Genomic DNA, 12,956 nt, shown 5'->3' with positions numbered 1-12,956 from the left:
GCTCCCACAGGGATCGCGGTAATCGTCGTGGGAGCGAGACTGTTCGCGAAAGCGGCCTCAATGGCGGAACACATCTGAGGGGACAACACACCATGCACACCACCATCATCATTTTCTTCGGCCTGGTCCTGCTGGCGCTGATGCTGTTCATCGGCGAAAAAATCGGCTTCAGCCGCCAGACGCTGACCTACAGCTTCATCGTGCTATGGCTGGCGCTGACGATGATCAACGGCGCCGTCGGCGTGGTCACCGCCGGCCAGTCCGTCACGACAGAAATGGTGGTCGGCAGCATTGTGTTTGGCGTGCCGGTGGCGGCGCTGGTGTTGTTCATGGTGTTAAGCACTGAGACCTGAACACTCCAGCTCCGCCGCCTGCGGTTCAACGTACCAAATGCAAAAACTGCATGTGCCGCTCGTACTGGTCGAGGATGTCGTTGATGACCTGCTCTTTGGTGTAACCCACCAGATCGTAGTCCTGACTGCCCTCGCTCAAATGCACTTCAGCCCGGTAGTAACGACGGTTGTTGAGTTCCTTGGAACCCATGCCGCCACGGGCGAAGGACGGCGTGAAATAACCACGCATCTGCACCTGATAGATGAACGGATGCTGCTCGCCATGGCCGATTTCCAGGCTGACGCTGTCATTGGCCGGATCGGGCTGCGCAACCACGTGCAAACCCTTCTCGGCGAATACCGCCGTCACCTCTTCAATCGCCGGACGCACCGTGGTTTCAAGGAAGCGGTAAACCTCATCCCGCGACGGGAAATGCACCGCCTGACTCAAGCGCTGACGCCAACCGCCACGGCGCGAGCCGGATACCGGAGCCAGGGAATGCAGCTGCGCGATCTGCTTCTGAGATTCCAGATAGAACGCCTTGTGCAGCCCCCACATCATCAGCAGCAGAATCAACGAGAACGGCAAGGAGGTCAGCACCACCGCTGACTTCAGTGCATCGATGCTGCCGGAGAACAGCAGCGCACTGGTCACCAGTGCGGTCATTGCGCCCCAGAACACCCGTAACCATTTCGGCCCGTCTTCATCCGGATTGCCGCCCTTGGCTGACAGCGTCGACAGCACCACGGTGCCGGAGTCGGCCGAGGTGACGAAGAACACGAAGCTGATGAACACCGTGACCGCGATCACGGTTTTGCTCCACGGGTAGGTTTCCAGCAGCAGGTAAAGGGTCATCGACGGATTCTCGATGGCCGACATGCCCAGCGCGCTCATCCCGTGATTGAGCACTTGATCGATGGCGCTGTTGCCGAAGATCGACATCCAGGCCAGGGTAAAGCCCAGCGGAATCAGCAGCACGCCGAAGACGAATTCACGGATGGTCCGGCCACGGGAAATCCGCGCGATAAACAGGCCCACGAACGGCGACCATGCGATCCACCAGGCCCAGTAGAACACTGTCCAGCCGCCCAGCCAGTCACTGGGTTTGTCGTAGGCGTAGAGGTCGAAACTCTTCATCGGCAAGGCGCCGAGGTAATCACCGATGTTCTGGATCAGGGTGTTGAGCAAGTGCTGGGTGGGCCCGGCGAACAGCACGAACAACAGCAGGGCACAGGCCAGCAGCATGTTGATGTCGGACATCACCCGCACGCCTTTATCGACCCCGGACACGGCCACCAGGATCGCCGCGCCCATCATCAGCGTGATCAGGCCGACCTGAATCCACTGGGTATGAGCGATGCCAAACAGGTAGTCCAGCCCCGAGTTGAGGTGCAATACGCCAAAGCCCATGTCCGCGCCGAGGCCGAACACCGTGGCAATGATGCCGAAGCCATCCACCGCGTAACCGATCGGACCGTTGATGCGCTTGCCGATCAGCGGATAGAGCGCCGAGCGCAGCGCCAGCGGCAGGTTATGGCGATAGGCGAAGTAAGCCAGCGCCATGCCGACGAAGGCGAACACGCCCCAGCCGTGCAGGCCCCAGTGCAGAAACAGAATCTGCATCGCCTGACGCGCCGCGTCCGCGGTACCCGCCTCACCCTGAGGCGGTTGCGCCAGGTGGGTCAGCGGTTCGGACACACAAAAGAAAAACAGCGTGATGCTGATCCCGGCGGCGAACAACATGCCGGCCCAGGACAGGTAACTGAATTCGGGTTCGTCGTGGTCGGCACCGAGCTTGATCTTGCCGTAGCCGGACAAGGCGGTGACCACCACGAAGACCAGATACAGGGTCATCGCGAGCATGTAGTACCAGCCGACCGTATTGGCCGCCCAGTTTTGCGCTGCCAGCAACCAGGCACCGGCTTGTTCGGGCATGACAATCACGACGATGCCGAACAACAGAATGAAACTCGCCGAAAAGTAAAACACCGGCGGATTCATGCGGACCTGGCCGCTTGGAGGAAGGGACGATGCACTCATGAAAGATGCACCTCTCGGGGGTGGAGCAAGGCAATCAGTAACGGACTCGGCAAAGGCAAGCCTCCTGTTGTGAGCGGGCAGCAAACCGACGGTTTAACTTGAATGAGCGTTCAAGTTAAACATAAATAGGTTGCTAAGGACTAATCGCAGGGCTCGGCGGTGGTGTCTGTACGCTAGCTCAAGGAAGGGTATGACGCGGGGATTGGGGGATTCGTTCGGCGGAAAATCAGCTAAATGCCTTTATCCCGGTTCGGCTTGAAACCATTCGCGAGCAGGCTCGCTCCCACATTAGGCCGTGCTTGTCTGAAACACGTGTTCAACTGTGGGAGCGAGACCGGCTTGCCGGCGAAGAGGCCGGGTCAGTTAACCGAGATGTCGGGCCCTACTTCTGCGTCCCGTCATCATGCTGCAGATTCGCCTGAGTCAAATTGCTCCCCGCCGGCACGCTACGAGTCAGCCAGACGTTGCCGCCAATGGTCGAGCCCTTGCCGATGGTGATCCGGCCCAGGATGGTCGCTCCGGCATAGATCACCACATCATCCTCGACAATCGGATGTCGCGGCTGCCCCTTCTGCAACTGACCGTCCTCATCCGCCGGGAAGCGTTTGGCACCCAGGGTCACGGCCTGATAAATCCGTACCCGCTCGCCGATGATCGCGGTTTCGCCGATCACCACGCCCGTTCCATGATCGATAAAGAAGCTGCGCCCGATCTGCGCCCCGGGATGAATGTCGATACCGGTGGCCGAGTGAGCGATTTCCGCGCTGATCCGCGCCAGCAGCGGCAGCCCGGCGCGATACAAGTGATGGGCGAGGCGATGGTGAATCACCGCCAGGATTCCCGGGTAGCAGAGCAACACTTCATCGACGCTGCGCGCTGCCGGGTCGCCGTGATAGGCCGCCAGCACGTCGGTATCCAACAGACTGCGCAAGCCTGGCAGGGCGAGGGCGAAGTCTTGAATGATTTGAATGGTCCTGGCTTCGACTTCGGTCTCGCCCCGGGCGCCGTGGCGGGCGGCGTAGCGCAGTTCCAGTCGCGCCTGGGCCAGCAACGCATTCAATGCCACGTCCAGCGTGTGGCCGACATAGAAGTCTTCACTCTCTTCGCGCAGGTCCACCGGGCCCAGGCGCATCGGAAACAACGCGCCGCACAAGGCTTCAAGAATCTCGGCCATGGCCGCTCGGGAAGGCAACTCGCGACCGCCCTGCTCACCGCTGGCGCGGCCGTTTTGAGCACGCCATTCGTCACGCGCCGAACGCAGCTGACTGACGATGGTCTGCAATTGCCAATGGCTGGAACGCTCGCTCACGGTAAAAACTCCTCATGGGCGGCCGGACTGTCTGGCCGCGCTGACGGCGATTACTTTACGGCAAGGTCTGGACGGCGAATTAAGAACCAATAGTGCTGACTCACACACTTTTGGCTATAAGCGATTGGCGGTTGCCCCGATAAATAGGCGTGCCTATAGTCCTGACATCTCCTCCCTGTAGGAGCGAGCTTGCTCGCGAAAAATTCAAACCCGACGCGGGGTGTCAGGTTTATCGCGTTATCGTTAGCGACCATCGCGAGCGAGCTCGCTCCTACCTTTATTGCGCCAGTACGGAAACCATGATCAAACAACAGCTCGCCCGTTTTGACCGCCTCGATCTGCTCGGCCACCCTACGCCACTGGAAAAACTCGAACGCCTGTCGACCTGGCTGGGTCGCGACCTCTATGTCAAACGCGATGACCTGACGCCGCTGGCCATGGGTGGCAACAAGCTGCGCAAGCTCGAATACCTGGCGGCCGATGCCCTGGCGCAAGGCGCAGACACGCTGATTACTGCAGGGGCGCTTCAATCCAACCACGTGCGCCAAACCGCCGCCGTGGCGGCCAGGCTTGGTCTGGGCTGTGTGGCACTGCTGGAAAATCCCCTTGGCACTGAAGACGCCAACTATGTGGGCAATGGCAATCGGCTGTTGCTGGACCTGTTCGATGCCAAGGTAGAGTTGGTAGAGAACCTGGATAACGCCGACGAACAATTGGAGGCGTTGGCCGCACGACTGCGCAGCAACGGCAAAAAGCCGTATCTGGTTCCGATTGGCGGCTCGAATGCGTTGGGCGCGTTGGGTTATGTACGCGCCGGGTTGGAACTGGCCGAGCAGATCAAGGACACCGGCATCACCTTCGCCGCGGTGGTTCTGGCCTCTGGCAGCGCCGGCACGCACAGTGGCCTGGCGCTGGCATTGAGCGAAGCGCTGCCGCAATTGCCGGTGATTGGCGTCACGGTTTCGCGCAGCGATGAAGATCAGCGACCGAAGGTCCAGGGCCTCGCCGAGCGGACGGCGAAATTGCTGGATGTGAGACTGCCTGCAAGTTTCAAAGTCGAACTGTGGGACGAATATTTCGGCCCGCGCTATGGCGAGCCAAATGCCGGAACACTGGCGGCGGTGAAACTGGTGGCGAGTCAGGAAGGTTTGCTGCTCGACCCCGTTTATACCGGCAAGGCCATGGCCGGGTTATTGGACGGAATTGGGCGTCAGCGTTTCGATGAGGGGCCGATTATCTTCCTGCACACCGGTGGGGCGCCGGCGTTGTTTGCCTATAAAGACTTTCTGTAAGTTGATTGATCGTTCCCACGCTTGCGCCAGGGAATGCAGCCCGTGACGCTCCGCCTCACTGGAAGCGGAGCGTTGGAACGATCTTGAAAACAGACAAACTCATATTCTAAAAAAGAATAACAAAATTTATATTTATTATTTTCCATTCTAAATACTTAGTCATATAGTCGCGCCGCAGGCGAATTTGAAACAAGACGCATAGACTGCTTTAGGGCAGGATATCGCAGTCGTTCACATCCCGAATTTGCCAACTTTCCTAAAAGCGTCTTCATAAGAAAACACAGGGGCTTGTCATGAATTTTTCCGCACTACGTCGAAACCTGCTGGTCGGTTCGCTCGGCCTGGCGCTCAGCGCCGGCCTGTTGGGGCAAGCGGTTGCCGGTGAGCAGCTGCAAAAAATCAAGGACGCCGGCGTGATCAACGTGGGTCTGGAAGGCACTTACCCTCCGTTCAGTTTCGTCGACGCCGACGGCAAACTGGCCGGCTTCGAAGTCGAGTTCTCCGAAGCCCTGGCCAAAGAGCTGGGCGTGAAGGTCAAACTGCAACCGACCAAATGGGACGGCATTCTTGCAGCTCTGGAATCCAAGCGTCTGGACGCTGTGGTCAACCAGGTGACCATTTCCGAAGAGCGCAAGAAGAAGTATGACTTCTCCGAGCCGTACACCGTTTCCGGGATACAGGCGCTGGTTCTGACCAAGAACAAAGACACCATCAAGACCGCCGCCGATCTCGCCGGCAAGAAAGTCGGTGTAGGCCTGGGCACCAACTACGAACAATGGCTCAAGGACAACCAACCGAAAGCCATCATCAAGACCTATGACGATGATCCGACCAAGTTCCAGGATCTGCGCGTCGGCCGCATCGACGCCATTCTGATCGACCGCCTCGCCGCACTGGAATACGCCAAGAAGGCCAAGGACACTGTCGCCGCCGGCGAAGCGTTCTCCCGTCAGGAAGCCGGTATTGCCCTGCGCAAAGGCGAGCCTGAGTTGTTGGCTGCGGTGAACAAAGCCATCGACAAGCTGCGGGCCGACGGTACGCTGAAAAAGCTTTCGGAAAAGTACTTCAGCGCTGACGTCACTCAATAATGGAAGAAGCTTTCCAACTCGCACTGGACTCCTTGCCCTTCCTGCTCAAAGGGGCCTACTACACGGTCATCTTGAGCCTGGGCGGGATGTTCTTCGGCCTCATGCTGGGCTTCGGCCTGGCACTGATGCGACTGTCGCGCTTCAAGCTGGTGAGCTGGATCGCCCGCATCTACGTGTCGTTCTTTCGCGGTACGCCGTTGCTGGTACAACTGTTCGTGATCTATTACGGCTTGCCGCAGTTGGGCATGGAACTCGATCCGCTGCCGGCGGCCCTGATCGGCTTCTCGCTGAACATGGCCGCTTACGCCTGTGAAATCCTGCGTTCCGCGATCAGCTCCATCGAGCGCGGTCAGTGGGAAGCTGCCGCCAGCATCGGCATGACCCGTGCGCAGACCCTGCGCCGGGCCATCATCCCGCAAGCGATGCGCACCGCATTGCCGCCGCTGGGCAACAGCTTCATTTCGCTGGTCAAGGACACTGCGCTGGCCGCCACCATCCAGGTGCCGGAGCTGTTCCGCCAGGCGCAGCTGATCACAGCACGCACCTTCGAAGTGTTCACCATGTACCTTGCCGCCGCACTGATCTACTGGATTCTGGCCACGGTGCTCTCGCACCTGCAGAACAAGTTGGAAGAGCGGGTCAACCGGCACGACCAGGAGTCCTGACCCAATGATTGTCGTGGAAAAACTGACAAAGCAGTTCAAGGGTCAAGTGGTGCTCAACGGCATCGATCTGCAAGTGAAGGAAGGCGAGGTGGTGGCGATCATCGGGCCTAGCGGCTCGGGTAAAACCACCTTCCTGCGTTGCCTGAACTTCCTGGAGGAACCCACCAGCGGCCGGATCAAGGTCGGTGACATCGAGATCGATGGCAGCCGCCCCTTGAACCAGCAGCAGAGCCTGGTGCGTCGCCTGCGGCAGCACGTGGGCTTCGTGTTCCAGAACTTCAACCTGTTCCCCCATCGGACCGCGCTGGAAAACGTCATCGAAGGCCCGATCATCGTGAAAAAAATGCCCCAGGCCGAAGCCATTGCCTTGGGTAAAAAACTGATGGCCAGGGTCGGTCTGGCGGGCAAGGAAGACGCTTATCCGCGTCGCTTGTCCGGTGGCCAGCAACAGCGTGTGGCCATTGCCCGTGCGCTGGCGATGGAGCCGGAAGTGATTCTGTTCGACGAACCAACCTCGGCCCTCGACCCCGAGTTGGTCGGCGAAGTACTGGCGACCATCCGCAGCCTGGCTGAAGAAAGACGCACCATGGTCATCGTCACCCACGAAATGGGGTTCGCCCGGGACGTGGCCAACCGTGTGGTCTTTTTCGATAAAGGGGTGATCGTCGAGCAAGGCGAAGCCAAGGCATTGTTTGCCAACCCGAAAGAAGAACGGACGAAACAGTTTCTCAGCAAATTTCTGAATAACGCCCACTCCTGAACCACCCGCGCAATACGGGTCAACTTCCATGGATGGAAGTCCCTCCTCCCTTCAATCAATCTCCCTGCACTTAGTTGATGTTTGCGTACAACGCATAACTTCTTGTCAGCGCGCGCGATACATTTACAGGCCCTGTCACAGATTGACCACAACCAATACTCTGGAGCCTGACATTTGGTGACAGACGTGCAACCACCGCCTCATCTGCAGAAAACCGCGAGATTTAACGGTAATCTTCGACAGGTCGAGAGGGCTTCTTAACCTCAACGCGTAGGAACTTTCTGAATTATGCCGGATGTTGTATTTGACTATTCCGTTCTATTGACACCTATTCAAGTTCACTCTTATCTAGCTTCCAGCAATTGATTCTCATCGCGTTCAATCATTATTCAATTCAAGTAATGAGCGATGTTGTTGTTTGGAATTCGCATTTTTATTTCAGAAATGGACTTCGTTGCACGACTTCAAGGAGAACCCATGAAAAGCACCTCGAACAAACCCGAACTGGCCGCGCCCTCTCTGGCGCAATCACACAAGAACGGTATCAACATCACCTCGGCGGCTCACCTGCTGGTCGACGTGGCGCCCTATCCCGGCATGGATGAAGGCGACCTGATCGAACTGTTCTGGGACAACTGCTACGTGGCCTCCCGGGTACTGAGTACCCATGATGTCGGCAACACGGTCAGCCTGCGGGTACCGGAAAGCTTTATCGCCAACGGCGCTTCCCGCATCCACTACCGGATCATGCAAGTCGGGCAGGGTGCAGCCCTGTCACCCGCCGTACGCGTCCAGATCAAACTCGACTGTCCCGGGGGCCAACCGTCCGCGATGTTCGACGACGAAAACCAGAGCCTGGCGCCAGTGAGCCTCCCCGAGACGATTCGCCGCCAGGGGGTCAATCCGAATCAGATCAAGCGCGGCGTTCCGGTGACCATCGAGCCGTACCTGAACATGGCCGCCGACGACGAAATCACCCTGCGCTGGGGCGATGTGCGCATGGACCTGCCCATTCTCAAGGCTTGCGACGTCGGCCGGCCGATCCAGGTCTGGGTGCCACCGGCAATCATTCTCGAGGCCGGGGAAGACCTTCGGCTGGAAGTGACGTACTGCATCCTCGATCGGGTCGGTAACAACTCGCGCTGGGCACCGCCGCGCCGGTTGAAGATTGGTTGTGCGAACCCGTACTTGAAGGCCCGGCCGAAGGAACTGCTCATGGCGGCCGAAGCCCGCAAACACTGAGATCCCTGTAGGAGCGAAGCTTGCTCGCGATGGACCCAAGAGCGCCGCGTTTAGCCAGTAAGCACGCGTTATCGTTAACGATCATCGCGAGCAAGCTTCGCTCCTACAGGGATATGTGCCACCTCTTCTATCTATATTCCTTAAAGTTAGTTTATTTTATTTTTATACACGCTTAGGGTATATGCACCGGACCACCGGACATTCTTGTTTTCGTTCGCCGCACTGATCGCGGCGTTTTCATGAGATGTGAGGTAGGTATGGTCCGGAACACAATCACCCAAGTGCAGATCGCCAGGGCATTGCGTGCAGCCAAGGAGCGGCACTGATGTCCAGTCTGGCCGATGCAATCGTTCAGAGTGATCTGGACATCGCCCCCTTGTTGTTGCCCGCGCAAGTCTTGCGCAATGACGCCCAAGCCATCAAAGCCGCCCATGAGCTGGCGCAAGTCGCCCGCCTGCAAGCGGCCAAACGTGACCGCCAGCGCAAGCTGCCGTGGTCGGAAATCGAACAGTTCACCCGCTGCGGGCTGGGCAGCATCGCCATTGCGCGCGAGTACGGTGGCCCACAGGTTTCATTCGTCACCCTGGCCGAGGTGTTCGCGATCATTTCCGCAGCCGACCCGGCCCTCGGGCAAATTCCGCAGAACCAGTTCGGCATTCTCAACCTGGTGCTCGGCAGCGCCACTGAAGCACAGAAAAAGCAGCTGTTCAAAAGCGTACTCGAAGGCTGGCGGATCGGGAATGCCGGACCGGAACGCGGCACCAAAAACACCCTTGAACTCAAAGCGCGGATCACCGCCGAAGGCGATGGCTTCGTCATCAACGGCCAGAAGTTCTATTCGACCGGCGCCCTGTTCGCCCACTGGGTCGCGGTCAAGGCGCTGAACGACGATGGCAGGCAAGTGCTGGCCTTCGTCCGGCGCGGCACGCCCGGTCTGCGCATCGTGGATGACTGGTCCGGTTTCGGTCAGCGCACCACCGCCAGCGGCACGATTTTGCTCAACAACGTGCGGGTCGACGCCGAGCTGGTGGTGGATACCTGGAAGCTCAACGACAAGCCGAATACCCAGGGGGCGGTATCGCAATTGATTCAAGCGGCCATCGACGCCGGTATCGCCCGGGGCGCCATCGACGACGCCATTGAGTTCGTGAAAACCCGGGCCCGGCCATGGATCGATGCCAAGGTCGACAGGGCCAGCGATGACCTCTACGTGATCGCCGACATCGGCAAACTGAAAATCGAGCTGCACGCCGCCGAAGCCTTGTTGCGCAAGGCCGGGCAGGTGCTCGATCAGGTCCATGCCGCACCGCTCACTGCCGAGTCCGCTGCGCGCGCATCGATTGCCGTGGCCGAAGCGAAGGTGCTGACCACCGAGATCTCGCTGCTGGCCAGCGAAAAACTCTTCGAGCTGGCCGGCAGCCGCGCCACCCTCGCCGAATTCAACCTCGACCGTCACTGGCGCAATGCTCGCGTGCACACCCTGCACGATCCCGTTCGCTGGAAATACCACGCCGTTGGCACCTATCACCTGAACGGCACGCTGCCCGCTCGCCACTCCTGGATTTGACGACCAGAACCCTTTTGACCAGATCTCTGGAGAAACACATGACTTTTTCTCACCACGTCGCGGTCATAACCAGCGATGAGCAAGCCCTGATTGTCGCCAGTGACCTGGCCGAGGATTTCAAACGCGACAGCGCCCTGCGCGACCGCGAACGGCGTTTGCCACACCCGGAACTCGAAGTGTTTTCCCGCTCGGGCCTATGGGGCATCAGCGTGCCCAAGGAGTACGGCGGTGCCGGTGTTTCCAATGTCACGCTGGCCAAGGTGATCGCACTGATTGCCCAGGCTGACGGCTCGCTTGGACAGATTCCGCAGAACCATTTCTATGCCCTCGAAGTGCTTCGGGTGAATGGCAGCGCCGAACAGAAAAAACGTCTGTACGCAGAAGTGTTGGCCGGTCAGCGCTTCGGCAACGCACTGGCCGAACTCGGCACAAAAACCGCCCACGATCGCGTCACAAGCCTGACTCGCGACGGTGAGGGTTACCGCATCAACGGCCGCAAGTTCTACGCCACTGGCGCCATCTACGCCCAACGCATCCCGACCTCGGTGGTGGATGAACACGGCGTGCAGCAATTGGCCTTCGTGCCCCGCAACAGCAAGGGCCTGACGGTCATCGACGACTGGAGCGGTTTCGGCCAGCGCACCACCGGCAGCGGTTCGGTGGTATTCGAAGACGTCTTTGTCGCCGCCGAAGACGTGATCCCGTTCCAGAGCGCTTTCGAACGTCCGACCACCGTCGGCCCGCTGGCACAGATTCTTCATGCCGCCATCGACACCGGCATCGCTCGCGCCGCCTATGAAGATGCGTTGCACTTCGTGCGCACCAAGACCCGGCCGTGGATCGATTCCGGCAACGACAAAGCCACCGAAGACCCCCTGACCATCAAGAGCTTCGGTCACTTGAGCATTCGCCTGCACGCCACCGAAGCGCTGCTGGAACGCGCCGGCGAATTCCTCGACAAGGCCCAGGCCCAGACTGACGCACAGACCGTCGCCGCCGCGTCGATTGCCGTCGCCGAAGCCCGGGCCATCAGCACCGAAATTTCTCTTGCCGCCGGCAGCACGCTGTTCGAACTGGCCGGCAGTCAGGCCACGCTGGCCGAACATGGTCTGGATCGTCACTGGCGCAACGCTCGGGTGCATACCCTGCACGACCCGGTGCGCTGGAAGTATCACGCCGTCGGCAACTACTACCTCAACGATGAAAACCCGCCGTTGCGGGGGACCCTCTAATGGCGACGCCTCAAACGAGCAAAAAAAAGATCCTGCTCAACGCCTTCAACATGAATTGCATCGGCCACATCAACCACGGCCTGTGGACGCATCCACGGGACAACTCCACTCAGTACAAAACCATCGAATACTGGACCGAACTGGCGCAACTGTTGGAGCGCGGGCTGTTCGATGGACTGTTCATCGCCGACATCGTCGGGGTGTACGACGTTTACCAGAACTCGGTGGACGTACCGCTGAAAGAGTCGATTCAGTTGCCGGTCAACGATCCGCTGCTCCTGGTCTCGGCCATGGCCGCCGTCACCAAAAACCTCGGCTTCGGCCTGACCGCCAACCTGACCTACGAACCGCCCTACCTGTTCGCCCGACGCCTGTCGACACTCGATCACCTGAGCCGCGGCCGGGTCGGCTGGAACATCGTCACCGGCTACCTCGACAGCGCCGCCAAGGCCATGGGCCTGAGCGAACAGGTCGAGCACGACCGTCGTTACGACCAGGCCGACGAATACCTGCAAGTGCTCTACAAACTCTGGGAAGGCAGCTGGGAAGACGGCGCGGTGCTCAACGATCCAAAGCAACGGATCTACGCCCAACCGGAGAAAGTGCACAAGGTCGAGCACAAGGGCGAGTTCTATCAGGTCGAGGGCTATCACCTCTGCGAGCCGTCGCCGCAACGCACGCCGGTGCTGTTCCAGGCGGGCAGTTCCGATCGTGGTTTGCAGTTCGCCGGGCGCCATGCCGAATGCGTCTTCATCAGCGGCCAGAACAAACCGTCGACCAAGGCTCAGGTGGACAAGGTTCGCGCCAGTGCGGTCGAAGCCGGTCGCAACCCCGAGGACATCAAGGTGTTCATGGGGCTGAATGTGATTGTCGGCGCCACTGAAGAACAAGCCTGGGCCAAGCATGCCGAGTACCTGAGCTATGCCAGTGCCGAAGCCGGGGTGGCGCATTTTTCGGCGTCCACCGGGATCGATTTTTCCGAGTACGACATCGACGAACCGATCCAGTACGTGAAGAGCAACGCGATTCAGTCCGCCACCAAAAACCTGCAAAACAACGACTGGACCCGACGCAAATTGCTCGAGCAACACGCTCTTGGCGGACGCTACATCACGGTGGTTGGCTCGCCAGGGCAAGTGGCTGATGAGCTGGAATCATGGATTGCCGAAACCGGGCTCGATGGCTTCAACCTGACACGGATTGTCACTCCGGAAAGCTATGTGGATTTCATTGAGCTGGTGGTTCCGGAATTGCAGCGTCGGGGGTCGTACAAGACGGCTTACGACAATGGCTCTTTGCGCGAAAAGCTGTTTCACGAAGGGGCGCATTTGCCTGCGCAACATACGGGATCGGCGTTTCGCCGTTAAAAGCATCGCGGGCAAGCCCGCTCCCACAGTGTTCTCGGGTGTTCACACAATCCCTGTGGGA

At 59.3% G+C, this 12,956-nt stretch carries 11 protein-coding genes; 9 read left to right on the top strand and 2 right to left on the bottom strand.

The window, feature by feature from the left end; translation table 11 throughout:
• Positions 1-92: 92 nt before the first annotated feature.
• Complete coding sequence (locus tag PMA3_RS00740; protein WP_064675378.1) at positions 93-353, top strand: hypothetical protein; 261 nt, start codon at positions 93-95, stop codon at positions 351-353.
• 25 nt (positions 354-378) lie between these two features.
• On the opposite strand, the gene betT is transcribed toward PMA3_RS00740, so the two are convergent.
• Both betT and epsC read right to left on the bottom strand, forming a co-directional pair.
• Positions 379-2,334, bottom strand: a complete 1,956-nt coding sequence (gene betT, locus PMA3_RS00735) for a choline transporter BetT (RefSeq protein WP_167355126.1) — start codon at positions 2,332-2,334, stop codon at positions 379-381.
• 421 nt (positions 2,335-2,755) lie between these two features.
• A complete protein-coding gene (gene epsC, locus PMA3_RS00730) occupies positions 2,756-3,682 on the bottom strand; it encodes a serine O-acetyltransferase EpsC (RefSeq protein ID WP_064675376.1) in 927 nt (308 codons plus the stop codon).
• Between the two features lie 299 nt (positions 3,683-3,981).
• Between epsC and PMA3_RS00725 the strand changes: the two genes are divergently transcribed.
• The 8 genes from PMA3_RS00725 to PMA3_RS00690 all read left to right on the top strand — a co-directional run bounded on the left by PMA3_RS00725 (position 3,982) and on the right by PMA3_RS00690 (position 12,895).
• A complete protein-coding gene (locus tag PMA3_RS00725; RefSeq protein ID WP_064675375.1) occupies positions 3,982-4,974 on the top strand; it encodes a D-cysteine desulfhydrase in 993 nt (330 codons plus the stop codon).
• Positions 4,975-5,267: 293 nt separating this feature from the next.
• Positions 5,268-6,062, top strand: coding sequence for a cystine ABC transporter substrate-binding protein (gene tcyJ, locus PMA3_RS00720; protein ID WP_064675374.1), 795 nt, complete (start codon positions 5,268-5,270; stop codon positions 6,060-6,062).
• Positions 6,062-6,727, top strand: a complete 666-nt coding sequence (tcyL, locus tag PMA3_RS00715; protein WP_010464804.1) for a cystine ABC transporter permease — start codon at positions 6,062-6,064, stop codon at positions 6,725-6,727. Before tcyJ ends, tcyL begins: the two co-directional genes overlap by 1 nt.
• Before the next feature lie 4 nt (positions 6,728-6,731).
• Positions 6,732-7,487: an L-cystine ABC transporter ATP-binding protein TcyN gene (tcyN, locus tag PMA3_RS00710; RefSeq protein WP_064675373.1), complete on the top strand. Its 756-nt coding sequence runs from the start codon at positions 6,732-6,734 to the stop codon at positions 7,485-7,487.
• A gap of 477 nt (positions 7,488-7,964) precedes the next feature.
• Positions 7,965-8,729: a hypothetical protein gene (locus PMA3_RS00705; protein WP_064675372.1), complete on the top strand. Its 765-nt coding sequence runs from the start codon at positions 7,965-7,967 to the stop codon at positions 8,727-8,729.
• A gap of 325 nt (positions 8,730-9,054) precedes the next feature.
• On the top strand, positions 9,055-10,296 hold the full coding sequence (locus PMA3_RS00700) for an SfnB family sulfur acquisition oxidoreductase (protein ID WP_064675371.1): 1,242 nt from the start codon (positions 9,055-9,057) through the stop codon (positions 10,294-10,296).
• Between the two features lie 38 nt (positions 10,297-10,334).
• Positions 10,335-11,528 (top strand): SfnB family sulfur acquisition oxidoreductase, encoded by a 1,194-nt coding sequence (locus PMA3_RS00695; RefSeq protein ID WP_064675370.1) that lies wholly within the window; start codon positions 10,335-10,337, stop codon positions 11,526-11,528.
• On the top strand, positions 11,528-12,895 hold the full coding sequence (locus tag PMA3_RS00690; protein WP_064675369.1) for an LLM class flavin-dependent oxidoreductase: 1,368 nt from the start codon (positions 11,528-11,530) through the stop codon (positions 12,893-12,895). Before PMA3_RS00695 ends, PMA3_RS00690 begins: the two co-directional genes overlap by 1 nt.
• The last annotated feature ends 61 nt before the right edge of the window (positions 12,896-12,956 follow it).

The organism is Pseudomonas silesiensis, assembly GCF_001661075.1.
Taxonomy (GTDB): Bacteria; Pseudomonadota; Gammaproteobacteria; order Pseudomonadales; family Pseudomonadaceae; genus Aquipseudomonas; species Aquipseudomonas silesiensis.
This window is presented reverse-complemented; position numbering and strand designations above follow the sequence as displayed.

Coding starts and splice junctions, on each gene's coding strand:
- tcyN (WP_064675373.1), top strand. CDS start 6,732: ATGATTGTCGTGGAAAAACTGACAAAGCAGTTCAAGGGTCAAGTGGTG.
- PMA3_RS00700 (WP_064675371.1), top strand. CDS start 9,055: ATGTCCAGTCTGGCCGATGCAATCGTTCAGAGTGATCTGGACATCGCC.
- tcyJ (WP_064675374.1), top strand. CDS start 5,268: ATGAATTTTTCCGCACTACGTCGAAACCTGCTGGTCGGTTCGCTCGGC.
- PMA3_RS00705 (WP_064675372.1), top strand. CDS start 7,965: ATGAAAAGCACCTCGAACAAACCCGAACTGGCCGCGCCCTCTCTGGCG.
- PMA3_RS00740 (WP_064675378.1), top strand. CDS start 93: ATGCACACCACCATCATCATTTTCTTCGGCCTGGTCCTGCTGGCGCTG.
- betT (WP_167355126.1), bottom strand. CDS start 2,334: ATGAATCCGCCGGTGTTTTACTTTTCGGCGAGTTTCATTCTGTTGTTC.
- PMA3_RS00690 (WP_064675369.1), top strand. CDS start 11,528: ATGGCGACGCCTCAAACGAGCAAAAAAAAGATCCTGCTCAACGCCTTC.
- tcyL (WP_010464804.1), top strand. CDS start 6,062: ATGGAAGAAGCTTTCCAACTCGCACTGGACTCCTTGCCCTTCCTGCTC.
- PMA3_RS00695 (WP_064675370.1), top strand. CDS start 10,335: ATGACTTTTTCTCACCACGTCGCGGTCATAACCAGCGATGAGCAAGCC.
- PMA3_RS00725 (WP_064675375.1), top strand. CDS start 3,982: ATGATCAAACAACAGCTCGCCCGTTTTGACCGCCTCGATCTGCTCGGC.